Raw genomic sequence first — 18,691 nt, forward strand, 5'->3', positions numbered from 1 at the left:
GGTGATCAAAACATGGGAGGAATTTAGAGAAGCGTGGACAAGTATAGATTGATGGATTTAAAACGAAGAAAGCCAGTCATTTAAGACTGGCTTTCGAAATAGTGGAGGCGCCTCCCGGAGTCGAACCGAGGTCCACGGATTTGCAATCCGCTGCATAGCCACTCTGCCAAGGCGCCTTTCTGATTTTTATATCTCTGTTACCAAAGATTTTGATGGTGCCCCGGGCCGGACTTGAACCGGCACAGCGCGAACGCCGAGGGATTTTAAATCCCTTGTGTCTACCAATTCCACCACCAGGGCAACGCAATCATGCGATGGGTTAGACACCATCTGTCTCAGCGACCTTTACCGTGAGAACGAGGCGTACTTTAACGGATTAATTTATCTGGTCAACAATAAATTTTATCTTTTTGATTTAAGTGCTTAAAAAGCGATCCAGACGGTACAATTGGCATTCAATTAGGCCAAGAAACACTCGTTAGCTTTCATAACTCTCAAGTCACACACATGTTGATGCCCGTAACTGCTTGGCTTGTAAACGCCTGACTAACGCGGATCGTAGTCACCACTCTCTTCAGCTCTGTAACATCTGTAACAATTGGAGTCCCTACTCTTGGCACTATTTCACACGAAATATCATATTTTGTTACCGATAACTTTGCATCGAATGTGGTCGTACCTTTATAAAATCATTGACATTTTTTATTTTCAAAAAAAGCTCAATTCATTATCGAAAATATCAATAAATAATGATAGCTTACACTCGTTGCAGTAATTTAATGGACATATATCACATATAAGGACGTGGTTTACTTTGGCGACACACCATAAGAAAAACAAGGTATATCACTAATGTCTATCAAGAATCTTTCTATAGCGAAAAAGATATCGCTATCGTTTTTACTCATTGCCATCGTCAACATTGCGTTTGGCGTATTTTTATCTACAGAGCTCAAAAGCATTAAATCTGAGCTTTTAAACTATACCGATGATACGCTTCCTGCTATGGAAAGAGTAGATTCGATTCGAGATCATTTGTCTCGCTGGCGCCGAGCTCAATTTGCTGCGTACACTTATGAAGACGCAGACCAAGTCAAAACTAAAATTTCTAACAATATTAGAGAACGCGAAAAGATCACTAGAGAGCTCAACGCTTACGGTGAAACGATTTGGCCTGGTGAAGAGCAACAAACTTACCAGCGCCTTATGCGTCAGTGGAAAAAGTACCTGGTCACTATGGATCAGTACAACGAAGCGATGCTAGCTAACGACAAAAGCAAGGCCCACCCTATTTTGGCGAACTCTTTACCTGCTTTCGAAGCGGTTGACTCTGAGCTCGGTGAACTGATCCGTCTACTTAAAAATGCTATGGACAGTAACAAAACTCATATTCTTTCTTCTGTAAATGGATTGAGTAACTCGTCAATTGCGAGCAACGTGATTATTCTACTTATCATGGTAGGCATGACGTACGTGCTGACACGCCTTATTTGTGGCCCACTAAAACTTGTTGTCGAGCAAGCAAATGCCATCGCAACAGGTGACCTATCAAACGACATCGATCGTAAAGCCATCGGCAATGACGAGCTAGGTGAGCTGGCAGATGCGACCACTAAGATGCAAGATGACTTGCGCCAAGTTATCGACAACGTGATTGCTGCGGTCACACAGTTAAGCAGTGCAGTAGAAGAGATGAATCAAATCTCTGATATTTCTGCGTCTGGTATGAAAGATCAACAACTGCAAATCACACACATTGCTACGGCAATGACAGAAATGAAAGCAGCAGTAGCCGATGTTGCACGTAATACTGAAGATTCAGCGAACCAAGCTAACGAAGCAAACCGTCGTACGCAACACGGTGTTCGTGAAACGCAAGGCATGGTTGACGCGATTCATGAAGTTTCAAACGTAATTGGTGCTGCGGGCGATACTGTGGCAGAGCTTGAACAGCAATCGAATAAAATTAACGTTATTGTTGATGTTATCCGTGACATTGCCGATCAAACCAACCTACTTGCGCTTAATGCAGCCATTGAAGCTGCGCGTGCTGGTGAGTCTGGTCGCGGTTTTGCCGTGGTTGCGGACGAGGTTCGAACGCTTGCAGGCCGTACGCAAGATTCAACCAGCGAAATTACGTCGATCATTGAACAGCTACAATCGCTTGCAAAAGACGCGAAATCTGCGACAGAACTTTCTAGAACCAGTATTTCAGAATGTGCAGAGCAAGGCATTCAATCAAAACAGCTGATGAGCGACATAGAACACTCGATTTCTGATATCTCAGACATGGGCACCCAAATCGCCACTGCTTGTAACCAGCAAGACTCTGTTGCAGAAGAGCTTAACCGCAGCATTGAAAACATACACTTGGCATCTCAAGAAGTATCACAGGGCTCTGAGCAAACCGCACAGGCTTGTCGTGAGCTAAGCCAGCTGTCAATTTCTCTTAAAGATGTAATGAGCCGCTTTAAACTGAGTTAAACTCAGTGGATACCTTAGTTGATATTGAATCAACCTCGATTTGCGCAAATTGAGTGCAATCACTGAGGTATATTTAGGTATATCGAATCATGATCTTCAAAAACGCTCCAAAGCACTACTTGGGGCGTTTTACTTCGTCAGGTACTTTCCCCAAGTACTCAATAACATAACCAATACAAAAAACGCGTACGGAGACTTTATGCGCTTAAATAAAACCTTACTATCACTGACTATCGCTGCTGCAACCGTTGCTCCTGCGATGCAAGCTACTGCTGCCCCTCTTCAAATTAGCAACACTGTAGTAAAAGCAGAGCAAGTTCAAGGCGCTAACGCTTGGTTGGAAATAAACTTAGGTCAGTTCCGCGATAATATTGAGCAGTTTAAATCGCACATGGATGGCAAAACGAAAATCTGCGCCGTGATGAAAGCCGACGCATACGGTAATGGCATCGCGGGCCTGATGCCAACCATTATCGAACAACAAATTCCTTGCGTTGCCGTTGCAAGTAACGCTGAAGCACAGACCGTTCGTGACAGTGGCTTTAAAGGTCAACTTATGCGTGTACGTTCGGCGGATATTGGCGAGATCGAAGCCGCAATCGACCTAAATATCGAAGAACTGATTGGCACTGCAGAGCAAGCCAAAGCACTGTCTAAGCTAGCAGATAAAGCGGATAAAGAAATCAAAGTTCACCTTGCTCTTAACGACGGTGGTATGGGACGAAATGGCGTTGATATGACGACAAAAGCGGGCAAGCAAGAAGCGCTAGAAATCGCTCAACAAGCTGGCGTTAATATTGTTGGCATAATGACTCATTTCCCTAACTACAATGCAGACGAAGTTCGTCAAAAGTTATCTTCGTTCAAAGACAGCTCTGCATGGCTGATTAAAGAAGCGGGCCTAAAACGCGAAGATATTTTGCTGCACGTGGCAAACTCTTACACTGCACTTAATGTTCCTGAAGCACAGCTTGATATGGTTCGTCCTGGTGGCGTTTTATATGGTGATCTGCCAACCAACCCTGAGTACCCTTCTATCGTGTCTTTCAAAACACGCGTGGCATCCGTTCACCACCTGCCAAAAAATAGCACTGTCGGTTACGACAGCAGCTACAAAACGAGCAAAGAAAGCCTAATGGCGAACATTCCTGTTGGTTACTCTGATGGCTACCCACGAAAAATGGGCAATACGGCAGAAGTACTGATCAATGGCCAACGAGCAAAAGTTGCAGGTGTGGCTTCAATGAACACCACCATGGTTGATATTACAGGTATCAAAGATGTTGAGCCTGGTTCTGAAGTTGTACTGTTTGGCTCTCAGCAAGGCAAAACGATTTCGGCAGCAGAAATGGAAAAACATGCAGAGGTCATCTTCCCAGAACTATACACGGTTTGGGGTACTGCGAACCCTCGTGTCTACGTAAAATAAACCCTTTCAGTTATTCGTAACAAAACGAAAAAGCGAGCCTCGTGCTCGCTTTCCTACTATATACTAATCTGTAACAATCCGTGCTCTTCTCAATTGAACAGAGCTTGCTATTTGCGTTGCGTTACTTTCCTTGAGCCCTAGCAAGTGACAAATCCTCTAACCCCTTCATCTTAAAACCGTTCAGGTATACTTGTTTTTTATATAGCACTTAGTGTTTGAAAGCCCTTTCAATTGATGTTAAACATGAAGTTTACAAAAGAATAACAAACGCATTCATATGGCACTGCCCTTTTGCCTGCTGGCTAGGTATCTCTATGACAGAAAATACTCAACATCTTCAGCGTTCCTCATCTGAGTTGCACGAATTTACTCGGGTCGACGTATGGAACGGTTTCACCCAACTTTTACCTCTGTCCATGTTTGTGGTCATATTTGGCCTCGCATTCGGTGTTGCCGCCGTACAAACTGGACTAGATGTATTTCCCACTATGTTGATGAGCACACTGGTCTTCGCCGGTGCTTCACAATTTGCCACGCTAGAAATGTGGGGAGCAGAAGTACCTCTGATTCCAGTGCTTATTACTGTATTTGCTATTAATGCTCGTCACCTCTTGATGGGCGCCACGCTTTATCCATGGTTACGACAACTCCCACCGACAAAACGTTACGGTGTAATGCTAGTGGCATCAGACGCGAACTGGGCAATGGCACTCAATGCATTTGGTAGAAAAGAACCAGGTTTTGGTTTGCTTGTTGGTGGCGGCTTAGCAATGTGGTCGTTTTGGATTGTTGGCACCTGGGTCGGCATTTATTTTGGTAGCGCAATCAAAGACCCGGTGGGCCTCGGGCTCGATATGGTTATGGGATGCTTCCTGCTCTCGATGGTTGTGGCAGGGCCGAAAGACTTAAGAATCTTTGCGATTTGGGCCACAGCAGCGGCATCTTCTATGTTGGCGTATTGGTATTTACCAGAGAATAGCCACGTAGTGGTTGGCGCTATTACTGGTGGAGTCTTAGGTGCTTGTTGGAAGGAGAAAAAAGCATGAACATCGAAACGAGCGTAGGTGGCACACTGCTTATCATCATCGCTATGGCGTTAGTCACGCTCATAACCCGCTGGGGCGGAGTGTATGTCATGTCATTCATTCCAATTAGCGAACGGGTTCAACGTTTCATCACTGCTATGTCAGGCTCCGTATTGGTTGCCCTTTTAGCTCCGCTAGCAGTAGAGGGTGATAACGGTGCTAGAGCAGCACTTTTTTCTACTGCTGTCGTTATGTTCATCGTGAAAAAGCCTCTACCCGCAATTGCAGCAGGCATCATCGCCGCCGCTGCAGTACGTGCTCTTTAGTCTTTGTTTCAACGCCGATATCAGTCATCAATAAAAGACCCAAAACACGAAGCCCTGATGTCACAAGTGTCATCAGGGCTTATCTTATGCTCATCATTTTAACGATGCTCAACGATATTAATCACGGTGAGATAGAACATTACGCACAGCAGTTACAATTGCGCTTGTATTTGTCCATTTTGCCAATACCAGGGTTAAAGGTGTTGGTTGGATCTAGCTCGTGGTAAAACTTCTGCAGCGAATTTTCAGCTTCGTACAAGTGACCCACATTATGTTCTGCTGGGTATTTAGCACCACGGCTATTGAGGTGTTCTAGCATCAGCTTTTTCATCAACTTCGTGTCGGTCCCTTTTTTGAAAATGTAATCTTGATGGAATACATAACACATAAAGTGACCATAATAGAGCGCTTGAACAAGGTTCTTACTCACCTCTTCTGGTAAAGTTTCTAGCCACTCTTCATCATTACGTCGCAATGCGATATCAAGTGCAACGATGTCTTCTACGTCTTTTCGGTGAATCGTCTCGTAACGAATTGCTGCACCTGCTGCTGCAAAGCGATGTAAATAAGCTTTTTTACCCTCTTCCGGCGTACACTCGAAGGAATCACAGTCGTCTTCAACAGCCCAAACTTCTTTGAGGTATTTTTGTGCCTCAGCAATACCACTATCACTCATTTTTAATACCAGGTGATGCTCATACTTGTCGCGGAAATCCAGCATTCGTTCTGGTAAATGTTGTGGGAACAACTTACTCGCGTAGTACAAAATGGTATCCGGCAGGTATTTACTAACAAACGGGACGCGCTCTAAGAAATTTTCTACTTTAGCTTTAAGTGCAAACATTTTTGGCAGCTTATCTGTGCCTAATAAATCGATGGATAAGAAGACATCTTTGCCGTACTTCTCTGCCATGTTGAAGATATCTCGATGCAAGTATTCTCCCATCTCAGGCAAGTTCTCAAACGTAGATAAGAAATCTTTTCGCAGCTTCGTCAGTTTCGCGGGATCATTGGTGCCAAGGTAAAAAACCTGCTCTTTTTCGGGTACTGGGTAGCTATCAACTCGAACGGCGAAAACACCCAATTTACCAGCGCAGCCACTGGCTTCAAATAATCGACGTTCATCGGCATTAAAGCGAGAAGGAATGTCAGAAGTCACGTCTCGAACACGTTCATCGTATTCTTTGTCTGATGCCATTCGCTCGTCATGAATGATCTTCGCTGAGTCAAAGTTTCCTTCTTGCAGGTTTGTCAGAATTTCTTCTGGCGTTTCACCTAACCCTTCAATACCAAGGTGATTAACCAGGTGTAACTGGCCTTGCTTATCGACCTGCGCATAGATCGCCAGTTCGGTGTAAGCAGGACCACGCTTGACCAACGCACCGCCTGAGTTATTGGCGATACCACCAACCACAGTGGCACCTAATGATGAAGAACCGATGATAGAGTGCGGCGCTCGGTTCACCGCCTTCAATTCTTTTTCCAATGAGTGCAGACTTGCACCAGGCAAGCATACCGCCTGCTTACCGCCATCTAATAAGTGAATCTTCTTGATTTTGATAATATTGATCACGACCACATCACGGTCATAATCATTACCACTTGGAGCTGAGCCTTCTGTTAAACCTGTTTTGGCAGCCTGCATAATAATAATGCAGTTTGCTTCAACGCACTGTTTAATGATCTTCCATTGTTCTACAAGAGTATTAGGAAACACGATAGCAAGCGCAGTGCCACTACCTGAGCGAAAACCCGAGCGGTAGTATTTTGTTTTAACCTCGTCGGTTAGGACATTTTCTTCCCCAACGATAGTTTTAAATTCGTCAATCAGCTGCTTTTGTTTCATATCCGTATCTCTAGTTATTGTACTTCGCTCACATCACCGTTTAGTGACGGTAATGGGCGTTTGAGCCACTATAAGCAGTCCATTTCTCGGCGTCTATGTCAGGCAGGCGAGCAACACTTAACCAACAGACAACAAACAAAATAATTCTTTTATTTTTCTGTCACTTATCTTTCACATTCGGAAAATTTAACGCAAGAAACAGACCGTTTCTTAAAAGAAACAATAGCAAAACCATTTGTTAACAGTTGTGCGCAGCATCTTGTTATCAATATTAGTGATAAAACAAGGAGAAAGCTTAAGCTTCTAAATTTATAAGAATTATTAGAAATGAAGATGGAAACAATAACTCAACACCAACATAACGATTGGTGTTGAGTTATTGTCTTAAAATCGATGATTTTGACTTTGAAAGCTGGTGTATAGATGATCAATGAAGATCTTAATTTTTTCTGGCTGTTGACGAGTGTAAGGATACACTGCATAAATACCCAAACATTTGGCGGTTTCGTCTTTGAACAGTTGAATCAGGCGACCTTGCTTTAAGTCTTCATAAACCAAGACACGTGGCACATAGATGATTCCCTGCCCCAACAGCGCCACATTTCTCAATACCGAAGAGTTGTTGGTACAGAGGTTACCGTCGACTGTAATTTGATACACCTCGTCTCCCTCTTTAAACGCCCACTCACGCGCCCCGGTTTCTTGGTAGGAATAAACCAAACAATTGTGCTTATCCAAGGCTTGAGGTTGCTTAGGAATGCCATGTTTAGCAAGGTATTGAGGTGACGCACAAACAATCCAATTGGCATCCACCAGCTTTCTTGCGATCAGGCTAGAATCTGGCAACACTCCCGTTCGAATGGCCAAATCAAAGCGTTCATTCACGATATCGACAAAACGATTATCTAGATCCATGTCGATATTGATGTCAGGATATTTCTGATTAAACTCATTGATCACTTGAGGAAGAATTAACTCACCAGAGATAGTGGGTACAGAAACTTTAATGTTTCCAGATAAATTCTTACCCAACCCCACAATGGATTCTTCTGCCGTTGCCACCGCTTGATAAACGGCTTTTGCATGAGTAAAGAACGCTCGCCCTGCCTCCGTCAACGTTAACGTTCGCGTTGTTCGGTAAAGAAGCTGTACACCAAGCTCTTGCTCAAGCTTCGCGATGCGTTTACTGACAACCGATTTGGTCAATGACATGTGTCTTGCTGCAGCGCTAAATGAGCCTTGCTCGATAAGGTGATAGAAAATGATGTAATCGTCGGTATTTCTCATGCGTCTTCGTCAAATCCTTTGGAGACCGACATTGTAAACGGATATTGGTCAATCTGCGAAATATCGGGTCACACTTAACAGCATAACTGGTGAAAGAAACAAGGGTTATACCCACAATTCAAGAAATTGAGATGGCGTAAATTTATCAATATTCAGATACAAAAAAACCAGCTTTCGCTGGTTTTAAGTTGATGCACTTGGCATCGAGATACCGCAATTGCCATATCTGAATAATTTGGAGCGACACACGAGGTTCGAACTCGTGACCTCAACCTTGGCAAGGTTGCGCTCTACCAACTGAGCTAGTGTCGCATTGATTCTCGAAAGCCATTCACTCTCAAAGAATAATGGAGGCGCCTCCCGGAGTCGAACCGAGGTCCACGGATTTGCAATCCGCTGCATAGCCACTCTGCCAAGGCGCCTTTTTACTTCGCTTCAGGGCTCTTCCCCTTACTTCGCTTCAGGGCTCTTCCCCGTTGCGTTGGTGGCTACTTTACGGATTGAGAGAAGATAGTCAAACAAAAATCTTTCATTTTCTGTTTGTTTGATTTCTTTTAAGCCAATTAGACCAAAGTTCGATCTTATCGGCTTAAAACGAAGCAATATAAATCTAGCTTTCTGTACGTTTTACTCAATAGAATTTCAATGTCACTTAGTAATTACCGACCCGTTTAAGCAACCTGCCCACAACATTAGGGTGATAAGACCAAGTGTGATCAAACATCGACATTAATGCTGGGTTTCCATATTTAGATAGGCTGATCGCGTGAAAACGGTTTTTCTTCGCTTTAAGCGCATCCACTTTGGCAAGCAACTCGTCTTGTTGTTTTGGCGCGATAAAGTCGGAAATGACCACCATATCGGCATTTTTGTACTTATCACCGCTCATCAAGTCGATAGATTTGATCAAAGTTGGCTCTAAGTCTGTACCACCATGGAAGCTATAAGTTAAAAAGTCCGCCGCCTCGCGCAGACCATCTTGTTTGGTTAGCTCGTACGTAATGTGTTCCGTCGAAAAAATAATGACATAGCAATCACGTTGCTCCGCTAATGCAATTTGCATCAGCGCATAAGCCATGGCTTTGGCGCATTGTTCAGGAAACCCGCTCATTGAGCCGGACGCGTCCACACACACAATAAACGGTCCTTTTTCGATATCTACCGCTTTGTTGTCAGGTCGGTGAGCTTTAACTTTACGTAACGTGCGCGATTTGCCCTGTGTACGGTAGTTCATAAGTCGTTTATCGACTAAGTGTTTATAGAACACGACCTCGAGTTCAGGATACGCCAAAAACATCGTTTCGTTGGGAAGTAGCTTATTTAAATCATCGCTTTCGTGAATGCCGACAATATCATCTGTCGCTTCATCACTCTTCTCTTCGATCATTTGTAGCTCTTCAGTAGGCGCGCGGTTAAGTTCGGGATCATTCACTTGCCCCGCCATACGGCCAAGTTGCTCGGCTATTTCTTGCAAGCCTTGGTGCTTCTTCAGAAACTCCGCATGGCGTTTCATCACTGTTAAGTCAGTTTTGCTCAACTTGGCAGATGCCATATCCCATAAGCGCCCTACACTTTCAGCATCACCCGACTCCGTGACCTTATCCATATTACGCATGGTCTCCATACGCTGATACAGGTCATTCAGCACTTTCTCTTTATTGGCCTCAAGCTCGCTTACTTGCGCTTGCTTAATCGCATCGGCTAGACTTTGGTACCATTGATCACAGAAGTAATGTGGGAACATGGGATTATTCATCCCCTTGTTCTTCTCCATCATTCGGCGAGCCTGCATATAAAAAGCGGAGTGCCACTCAAGCTTTTTAATCACATCTTCGATGTTTTCGAAAAACGCCTCTTCATCCCAGTGAATGACTTCTTGATATAAAGACAGCTCTTGTTGGAAACGCTCTGTCTCACATACCTTGGTAATCCGTTTTTTAACACTGCCCCTCCACTTTAATAAGTGGCCTTTGACTGAAGATTTAACGCCTCGGTTTTCTGCCATCATCATGACTTGCGAACGCGCCATTAAATCATTAACTGCGCTATCGATGATACCAGAGTCGGCCACCATCAGCGCGAGGTTAAGTCCGTCTGCACCTAGCATGTCGTCTCCTTATGAGAAAAACTGATGTAAGTTTTTAAAGCGTTGAATAACTCTCTCGCTTTCAGCTTGGATAGACTCAAGTCTCTGACTGACCTGCTGCAGACTCGACTCCATTAGGCGTGGTAGTTCAGGATCAACAAAGCTATGCGGAAGCGCATCATGGAAATTCGCTTTTACCTTGCGCATATGGTGCTCTGCTTCACTGAGTTGATTTACGGCTTTTTCACTCTGCGTTAACCACTTTTGGTAAAGCTCTACATCCAAGCCCTCTTGAGTCACTAAGCTCACCAGAATGCCTCGGTTTGCGATATCACGGATAACTAGGTTATTTGCGGCATCAACATCAAATCGTAAACGACACATGTTGGTGTTTTGATTGACGTAGCCATACACATCACCGTGTCCCTCTTTGATGACTCGGTCTAGTTCATCTTTTGGCACGTAAACCCAGCGGCTATCGCCTTTCTCTGATTCTGAAACCGACATGTTGCTTTGCAAAATAACCAATTTAACTAAGTTAACGGCTGCGCCAACTTTGTAGGTCTTAGCTTTAGAGGTATCAAAACGCATGGTTTCTTTGCGCAGAATACCCGTTGCCGCTTCAGACGTTAACGTCATGCGGTAGGCATCTTCAAGCTCATGCTGAACATCGACCAAAGACTCGCGACAGTATTCAATTTCCTGTTCGGCGTCTTGTTGGTCAAATGCATGTTTTAGGGCGAACTCTTGGACCACTTCGCGTACCACGTCTCGCGATTCAGGGCTGTTCCATAAACAATCTTGCAGCAACAGTAGATCAAGTGGGTTGATTTCATCGCGGCCATTAAAAAACGCGCTCGCTTTTAGCAATTTCACGGCTTTCTTCCAGCGGCGGTCAGACACATACATGTCGGTATTAGCGACATCGCCAAACTGAGCTTCGACTTTGCTTTCTAACATCGTTTTAAGCTGGAAAAGCTTCTCGAATGCATTATCGGTTAACGTCAGCTTGTCGAGCTGCTGTTGCCATTGATGATATTCTTCATCTGTTATTGCTAGCCCTTCTGGCACTTGTGCCTCTTGTGACGTGCCTACCGTCAACATCGACTTAAAGTTTTGTTTATTCTGAATTCGATTCACAAACACGCGCACCAACATGCGGTCATAGAGTGCATCCAAACCGCTGTCTTCATCTGGCAGTTCATTGGAAGCCGATACCAACAAACGCATTGGCACACGCTCAATATCGCTGCCATTTTTGAACGTTTTCTCATTGACCACTGTCAGCAATGTATTCAGAATGGCGGGGCCCGCCTTCCAGATTTCATCTAAAAATACGACTTGTGCGGTTGGCAAATACCCTTTAGTTAAGCGAACATAACGACCGTTATCTTTGAGTTCTTGAATACTCAGTGGCCCAAAAACTTCTTCAGGTGTTGAGAATCGAGTCATCAGGTATTCAAAGTAACTGCTATTATCGAACGCTTGGATAAGTCGCTTGGCAATTAAGCTTTTTGCAATGCCAGGTGGGCCTAAAAGAAAAACACTTTCACCAGCAAGTGCCGCAAGGAGGCAGAGCTTGATGGTATGTTCGCGTTCATAAACGCCATCCGTTAACGCTTTAGCCAACTTGTTGATGCGTTCTGAGAGAAGCGCTTTTTCGGCATTTGAGGCAAATAAGGTTTGTGTCATACGTTCTCCGGCTGCTGAACTGGTATTGCGTTAACATTTTTATACACTTGTTATAACTTTGTTACAAATGTATTTTGTTGAATTCCCCTTATAGCAGATGCTTACCCCCTTCTTTAGCAAGCAATCAAAGTTTCCATTTATGAGATACAGCTCACTGAAAGTGCAAACGCTTTCGTCGTGTTGCAACATTTTTTGCTTTTGTTTCCCACCATTTGTGGTTAATGTCGAAAAACGTCAAAATGCGGTAACAGCTAGGGTTAATAACTGCATGAGCAAAATAATTCATAAATGGAAGCAAATTTCTCTGATTGAAGAAGAGGTTATGCTTCCTACAGGACAGGCAATTACGCACACCACAATCCATCACCCGGGCGCTGCGGTGATTCTCCCGATTACAACGGAAGGAGAGATAGTCCTTGTCCATCAATTTCGGCCTTCACTTAATAAATGGCTTTTGGAGCTTCCTGCTGGTACAAGAGAAGGCAATGAAGACCCTCTCTGCTGCGCGAAAAGAGAGCTAGAAGAAGAAACGGGCTATAGTGCAGAAAAATTCACCTCTCTCGGCCAAGTCACTCCCCTTGCCGGATTTTGTGATGAGATACAGTACCTATTTGTTGCTGAGAAGCTCAGCCAAACCAACCGTTACGAATGTGATGAAGATGAAGTGATTGAGGTTGTTACCTTGTCACTCCAACAACTCGAAGACAAGATTATTGATGGCACAATTACCGATGCCAAAACGATCGCTTGTTTAAGCAAAGCGCGCCTTTGCGGATATATTTAGGACTTTGACCAAGGAGACATTCATGGATTTTCGATCAGATACCGTTACACAGCCTACCCAAGCCATGCGAGAGGCCATGTTTAAGGCCCCCGTTGGGGATGATGTTTATGGTGATGACCCTACGGTCAATGAGCTTGAGGAGTTTGCCGCAGAGCTTGCAGGATTCGAAGCGGCTTTGTTTACCACTTCAGGCACGCAAGCCAATCTGCTCGGCCTAATGGCGCATTGTGAACGCGGAGATGAATATCTGTGTGGGCAGCAAGCACATAACTACAAATACGAAGCCGGCGGCGCAGCAGTACTTGGGTCAATTCAACCTCAACCAGTCGAAAATAACCCAGATGGCACACTCCCATTTGATAAACTGGCAGCGGCGATTAAGCCAGATGATTGTCACTTTGCTCGTACCAAGCTGCTCAGCTTAGAAAACACGATTAATGGTAAAGTATTACCTCTGTCTTATTTAGCAGAAGCACGTGATTTCGTGAATAAACATAACTTGCAGATGCATCTAGATGGCGCTCGCGTTTTTAATGCAGCCGCTGCGCTTGATGTTCCGGTAAAAGAAATCGGTCAGTATTTTGATTCAATGACGATTTGTCTGTCGAAAGGTTTGGCTGCCCCTGTTGGTTCGTTACTGCTTGGTAGCAAAGAGTACATCGCAAAAGCACGTCGCTTAAGAAAGATGGTCGGCGGTGGTATGCGTCAAGCGGGTATTCTTGCCGCAGCAGGCAAACTCGCCCTTACCGAACAAGTGGAACAGCTAAAACAAGATCATACCAACGCAAAAACCTTAGCGGAAGGTTTAGCTGAACTGCCTGGTTTTTCAGTCAACCCTGAATTTGTTCAAACGAATATCGTATTCGCGAAGCTTGATCCTCAAGTGGATATAGTAAATATCGCTGCGAAACTAAAGGAACAAAATATCACGATAACACCTGGAAACCCCATTCGTTTCGTGACTCATAAAGACATTTCAGCGCAAGATATCGACAATTTCTTATCAAGCATTAAATCTCTGCTTTAGTTTGATTTTGATCATTGAGCTTCCCCTAAGGGGAAGCTTTATTGTATCGATATGACTTTTTAGCGAATAGACAATCTTCATGTTCAGATTTGTACTTCTAACCTCTCTTATTTTCTCTTCCGCTAGCCATGCCGCGCCTTTTGGTGATGCTGATAAAGGTAAAATCAAATCCCCTAGCTGCGTCTATTGTCATGGTGCAACAGGCGTCGCAGGTAATGATGCCTATCCAAATCTTGCAGGTCAAAATGCCCAATATCTATACGATGCGATGAAGTCTTACCAAGCAGGCGAACGTAAAGGGCCGCTTGCCGAAATGATGGGCGCACAATTAAGAATGTTAAATGATGAGGATCTTCGTGATGTCGCTGCATTTTATGCAGAACAGACGCAAGACAAATGATTTGTTTATCTCGGCTCACAACAAGAGCTTGTGAGCCCTCGACCCGAGCCAAAACATTTAACCAAACTTTGCTTGTAAAATAATCACAATGACTTCACTTCAAATATTTGATGAATTTATAGTTCAATATTTCCATTAATGTTGACTTTTTATTCTGTTTTATTGATATTTCATGCTTCATTGAATTTAACGTGAAGTAAGTTATGTCTCACACACATGCGCAACCAACGGACTCGGTTGCTACACCCAAATCATGGCAGATGCCAGATACCCTCATTTTGATCTTCATTGTTGGTATTCTCGCTGCGATTCTTACCTACTTAATTCCTGCTGGCCATTTTGACAGTCAGCAAGTGACTTATATGGTCGATGGTGCGGAAAAAACACGCACGGTTATTGATCCATCTTCATTCTCTTATGCAACCGACGAAAACGGTGAATTGGTTTACAACAAGGTTGGCCTGTTTGCTTCTGGTGGTGGCATTGGTCTCATGAACTTCCCTTTCGAAGGGCTAGTTTCAGGCTCTAAATGGGGCAGCGCGATCGGCGTGATTATGTTCATGTTGGTTATCGGTGGTGCTTTCGGCGTTGTAATGCGAACAGGCACCATCGACAACGGTATCTTGCGCCTTATCGATAAGACCAAAGGTAACGAAGCGCTATTCATTCCAGTGCTATTTTTGCTGTTCTCTCTGGGCGGTGCGGTATTTGGTATGGGTGAAGAAGCCGTAGCATTTGCGATTATTATCGCTCCGCTTATGGTTCGCCTTGGTTATGATGGTATCACTACGGTAATGGTGACCTATGTTGCGACTCAAATTGGCTTCGCTACTTCTTGGATGAACCCTTTCTCCGTCGCTATTGCACAAGGCATTGCGGGTGTACCTGTTTTATCCGGCATGACTGTGCGCATGGGGTTATGGGTTGGCTTTACGTTAATCGGTATCGCTTTCACAATGCTCTACGCCGCTCGAGTGAAGTCAAACCCAGAACTTTCTTACAGTCACCGCACAGACAAATACTTCCGTCAGCAAGAGCTTGGCAATCAAGATTCTCGTTGGAACCTAGGTGACACACTCGTTATCCTTACGGTTATTGCAACCACAGTATGGGTTGTTTGGGGCGTAGTCGCTAACGCATGGTACATCCCAGAAATCGCTTCTCAATTTTTCACTATGGGCTTTGTTGTCGCGATCATCGGTACGATTTTTCGCTTAAACGGTATGACGCTCAACTGCGCAGCCGATGCGTTTAAAGAGGGGGCGGCTATTATGCTTGCTCCTGCTCTATTGGTTGGTTGTGCGAAAGGTGTGTTACTTATCCTAGGTGGCGGTACGACTGATGAAGCGAGTGTACTGAATTCTATTCTGAACAGTGCTGGCGGCGTGATCAGTGGGCTTCCTGACGTAGCTGCGGCATGGTTAATGTATGTATTCCAATCTATCTTCAACTTCTTCGTTACTTCCGGATCTGGACAAGCGGCACTGACGATGCCTTTATTAGCGCCATTGGCGGATATTGCAGGTGTCACGCGCCAAGTTGCCGTTTTGTCATTCCAACTTGGAGATGGTTTTACCAACGTTATCGTCCCTACTTCAGCATCCTTGATGGCAACACTTGGTGTCTGCCGCATCGACTGGGGTGACTGGGCAAAATTCTGCTGGCGATTTATCCTATTACTCTTTACCCTATCAAGTATCGTCGTTATCGCAGCTCACATAATGGGGTTTGCGTAAAACGAAATCAATTGGCACAAGGCGAGACACGTTCTCGCCTTATTAATACTCTTCGTATGGCGACGTTAAGGTTTTAGATTGGCTTATGGTTTTGGAGTGGTAACTTTAATGGCAACACAACTTCTCGATGACATGATTCAAGGTCATCAAGTGATTCAATCTCTCAATGTAGCAGACCTAGGTCCGGGTGAGCATAAGTTTTGGTTCCGCATCGCGACCAACGCGATCTCTCAGTGGCAACATCTTCCTGTTTTGGTATTCAAAGGTGAAAAACCTGGCAAGAAAATCATGATCACCGCAGGGGTTCATGGTGATGAATATAATGGTGTGTTAGCAGCGCAGAAGACCGCTAGAGAACTCATTGGCACTGAAGTCGCTGGTACTGTCACTATTATTCCAACCATTAACATGCCAGGTATGCTAAACCACTGCCGCGATTTCTATTCCGCAGACCCGGATGCGTCTCCTGCAAACTTAAACCGCTTTTTCCCTGGTGACCAAAACGGCAATGAGGCACAACGCTACTTATATGCATTGTGGAATGATCTGCTCAAACCAAATGCTGATTTAGCCATTGACCTTCACACTCAAACCAGTGGTGCGGCCTATCCACTATACGTGTTTGCAGACTTCCGAATTGAGCAATCATTAGAAATGGCTCGTCTCATTAATCCTGATGCGATTTTAAATGATCCCGGAGATGCAGGCGTCCTTGAAACAGTTTGGAATAACCATGGTGTCCCAAGCATTACGGTTGAAGTGGGTATGGGGCGCTACACAGAGCAAAAACTCATTAGTCGAACCGTATCAGGCATTTTTAATGTGTTGAAGCAGCATAACGTCGTAGAAGGTGAGATAGAGCCTATCACTTCATGCTTGGAAGGAAACGAGATCGTCAGTGTGAAAGCGACACATGGCGGCTTTGTACTACCTCATGTTGGTTTGATGGATTTTGTCGAGCAAGGCCAACTGGTTGCGATTCAATACGACAGCTTTGGCACTGAAGTTGAGCGCTACACCGCCCCTACAAGTGGTACAGTGCTCAGCCACAATGTGGAATCTATTCGGGCGCCTGGCTCTCTGATCGTTCGTTTGATTAAGTAAACCATAACCGTTTGTCGATAAATCAACCTTTCGACGCTCACTCAAATTTATATAAGCCCCATCACGAGTAATCACAAATGATGGGGCTATATTTTTGATTACTTGAAGTTACAAGGTAACAAAAGTATTCCAAGCAAAACTCAAAACCGCTAGACAGAAACTCCGCTTCTGTTGATTTTAGAAGTCACATTGATGAACTTAAAACTGTCGTCCACTCTCTTGATCAACGAGAATTAGCTCATCTAACGCGAAACCTTTCTCTTTAGCAACCTGCTTAAAACGCTCCAGGATTTTCTCATCAACGTTGGGTGTTCTAGACAATAGCCACAAGTAGTCGTGGTTGTAACCGGAGACAAACGCATAGTCATAGTTTTCACCTAGCTCAAACACAATGTAAGAAGAATAGATTGGCCCAAAAAAGGAGACTTTTAAGTGCCCAACCGTTTCGTCTTCAACAAAATAAGCTTTACCTTCAGCTTCGGACCACTGTTGATCTTCTTCTGAATACCCGCGGTTTGTCACCTTAACCCCACCATCCTCACGAAGCCGATACTCGGCCGTAACGTTGGATAGACCACGCTCAAACGAATGATCGAGCCGTGCGATTTCATACCACTTGCCTAGATAAGGCTCTAAATCAAAATTGTTAACTGGCTCCACCCCATCAGGTTTAGAGGTACAGCCAAATAAAGTTACAAGTGATAAAAGTAATAATGTTTTTAGCGATTTCATACAACACCTAAATTTGATTTAGTGATTGATTTTACTGTAGAAGGTAGCAAATCGATCACTAAGTCGCACCACTGTCCCAAAGGTACGTAGCTACACATCACAGTTCTTCATTATCAATAGCATGCTGAACACCAAAACCTCGTTATGTCAGCAATTCCCTAACAATATTGTTCTATGTTTTACTTACAAGTTGGTCATACTTGTATATTTTGTCAGCATTTAACCGTATGCATATAGAAACTTTGCACAATATAGACATACGCTGTCATATCACCCTCCTATAATACGTCGCGATATAGACAGAGGTTATTGTTATGAAATTAAAAACAGTGTCAGTTTGTGCACTTTTGGTATTGCTTGCAGGTTGCCAGCAGGAAAACCCAAGCCAAGCGACACAATTAACAACCTCGGCAGATGTATGTAATACACAAGGAAACATGCCAGGTGGGTGGAATGAGTTTAATGCTACCCCTGATGCACAAAAGGCAATGGCTTTTGTTTTGAAAAGAATGGACACAATAGCGTCGTTCAAACAAATACTGAACGTTCACGCGCAAATCGTTAGCGGCGTCAACTATGCCATTGAGTTTGAATTGGATGATGGCTCTATTTGGAATACAGTTGTTTATCGCAACCTAGATGGTGAGTATGCGATTACCCAATCGCCAAAAGAAGGCCACTTTTGCGAACAGTAGCGATTAAGTAAGAAAGCCCCTAGGTAGGGGGCTTTGGG

At 44.2% G+C, this 18,691-nt stretch carries 15 protein-coding genes and 4 tRNA genes; 10 read left to right on the forward strand and 9 right to left on the reverse strand.

Annotation, left to right across the window (positions count from 1 at the left end; genetic code table 11):
- Positions 1-102: 102 nt before the first annotated feature.
- Both FKN16_RS09330 and FKN16_RS09335 read right to left on the reverse strand, forming a co-directional pair.
- Positions 103-176 (reverse strand) — tRNA-Cys (locus FKN16_RS09330).
- Between the two features lie 37 nt (positions 177-213).
- Positions 214-300, reverse strand: a tRNA-Leu gene (locus tag FKN16_RS09335).
- 552 nt (positions 301-852) lie between these two features.
- On the opposite strand from FKN16_RS09335, the gene FKN16_RS09340 reads away from it, so the two are divergent.
- The 4 genes from FKN16_RS09340 (at position 853) to FKN16_RS09355 (ending at position 5,264) form a co-directional block, all read left to right on the forward strand.
- Complete coding sequence (locus FKN16_RS09340) at positions 853-2,484, forward strand: methyl-accepting chemotaxis protein (protein WP_170902539.1); 1,632 nt, start codon at positions 853-855, stop codon at positions 2,482-2,484.
- Positions 2,485-2,683: 199 nt separating this feature from the next.
- Positions 2,684-3,913, forward strand: coding sequence for an alanine racemase (gene alr, locus FKN16_RS09345; RefSeq protein WP_104970750.1), 1,230 nt, complete (start codon positions 2,684-2,686; stop codon positions 3,911-3,913).
- Between the two features lie 314 nt (positions 3,914-4,227).
- Positions 4,228-4,959 carry an AzlC family ABC transporter permease gene (locus tag FKN16_RS09350; protein WP_134645708.1) on the forward strand — a complete coding sequence of 244 codons (732 nt, stop codon included), beginning with the start codon at positions 4,228-4,230 and terminating at the stop codon, positions 4,957-4,959.
- On the forward strand, positions 4,956-5,264 hold the full coding sequence (locus tag FKN16_RS09355; RefSeq protein ID WP_012842209.1) for an AzlD domain-containing protein: 309 nt from the start codon (positions 4,956-4,958) through the stop codon (positions 5,262-5,264). The genes FKN16_RS09350 and FKN16_RS09355 overlap by 4 nt, the downstream gene beginning before the upstream one ends.
- A 139-nt stretch (positions 5,265-5,403) precedes the next feature.
- Here the strand turns inward: FKN16_RS09355 and dld are convergent, their stop codons facing one another.
- The 6 genes from dld to FKN16_RS09385 all read right to left on the reverse strand — a co-directional run bounded on the left by dld (position 5,404) and on the right by FKN16_RS09385 (position 12,175).
- A complete protein-coding gene (gene dld, locus FKN16_RS09360; protein ID WP_170902540.1) occupies positions 5,404-7,110 on the reverse strand; it encodes a D-lactate dehydrogenase in 1,707 nt (568 codons plus the stop codon).
- A gap of 384 nt (positions 7,111-7,494) precedes the next feature.
- Positions 7,495-8,397, reverse strand: a complete 903-nt coding sequence (locus FKN16_RS09365) for a LysR family transcriptional regulator (RefSeq protein ID WP_139060621.1) — start codon at positions 8,395-8,397, stop codon at positions 7,495-7,497.
- A gap of 236 nt (positions 8,398-8,633) precedes the next feature.
- A tRNA-Gly gene (locus FKN16_RS09370) sits at positions 8,634-8,709 on the reverse strand.
- A gap of 36 nt (positions 8,710-8,745) precedes the next feature.
- Positions 8,746-8,819: transfer RNA gene (locus FKN16_RS09375), tRNA-Cys, on the reverse strand.
- Between the two features lie 230 nt (positions 8,820-9,049).
- On the reverse strand, positions 9,050-10,504 hold the full coding sequence (gene viaA / locus FKN16_RS09380) for an ATPase RavA stimulator ViaA (protein WP_012842207.1): 1,455 nt from the start codon (positions 10,502-10,504) through the stop codon (positions 9,050-9,052).
- A gap of 9 nt (positions 10,505-10,513) precedes the next feature.
- Positions 10,514-12,175, reverse strand: a complete 1,662-nt coding sequence (locus FKN16_RS09385; protein WP_170902541.1) for an ATPase RavA domain-containing protein — start codon at positions 12,173-12,175, stop codon at positions 10,514-10,516.
- 268 nt (positions 12,176-12,443) lie between these two features.
- Between FKN16_RS09385 and FKN16_RS09390 the strand changes: the two genes are divergently transcribed.
- The 5 genes from FKN16_RS09390 (at position 12,444) to FKN16_RS09410 (ending at position 17,226) form a co-directional block, all read left to right on the forward strand.
- Positions 12,444-12,959, forward strand: a complete 516-nt coding sequence (locus FKN16_RS09390) for an NUDIX hydrolase (protein ID WP_005396403.1) — start codon at positions 12,444-12,446, stop codon at positions 12,957-12,959.
- Between the two features lie 22 nt (positions 12,960-12,981).
- Positions 12,982-13,986, forward strand: coding sequence for a low-specificity L-threonine aldolase (gene ltaE, locus FKN16_RS09395; RefSeq protein ID WP_005396402.1), 1,005 nt, complete (start codon positions 12,982-12,984; stop codon positions 13,984-13,986).
- A 79-nt stretch (positions 13,987-14,065) separates the two neighbouring features.
- A complete protein-coding gene (locus FKN16_RS09400; protein ID WP_005396401.1) occupies positions 14,066-14,386 on the forward strand; it encodes a cytochrome c in 321 nt (106 codons plus the stop codon).
- A 203-nt stretch (positions 14,387-14,589) separates the two neighbouring features.
- Positions 14,590-16,122, forward strand: coding sequence for a putative basic amino acid antiporter YfcC (yfcC, locus tag FKN16_RS09405; protein WP_170902542.1), 1,533 nt, complete (start codon positions 14,590-14,592; stop codon positions 16,120-16,122).
- Positions 16,123-16,230: 108 nt separating this feature from the next.
- Positions 16,231-17,226, forward strand: a complete 996-nt coding sequence (locus FKN16_RS09410) for a succinylglutamate desuccinylase/aspartoacylase family protein (RefSeq protein WP_170902543.1) — start codon at positions 16,231-16,233, stop codon at positions 17,224-17,226.
- Positions 17,227-17,424: 198 nt separating this feature from the next.
- Here the strand turns inward: FKN16_RS09410 and FKN16_RS09415 are convergent, their stop codons facing one another.
- Positions 17,425-17,958, reverse strand: coding sequence for a lipocalin family protein (locus FKN16_RS09415; RefSeq protein ID WP_047009233.1), 534 nt, complete (start codon positions 17,956-17,958; stop codon positions 17,425-17,427).
- Positions 17,959-18,272: 314 nt separating this feature from the next.
- On the opposite strand from FKN16_RS09415, the gene FKN16_RS09420 reads away from it, so the two are divergent.
- Positions 18,273-18,653: a cystatin domain-containing protein gene (locus tag FKN16_RS09420; RefSeq protein ID WP_005396397.1), complete on the forward strand. Its 381-nt coding sequence runs from the start codon at positions 18,273-18,275 to the stop codon at positions 18,651-18,653.
- The last annotated feature ends 38 nt before the right edge of the window (positions 18,654-18,691 follow it).

It is taken from the genome of Vibrio sp. 11-4(1) (genome assembly GCF_013048625.1).
GTDB lineage: Bacteria > Pseudomonadota > Gammaproteobacteria > Enterobacterales > Vibrionaceae > Vibrio > Vibrio diabolicus.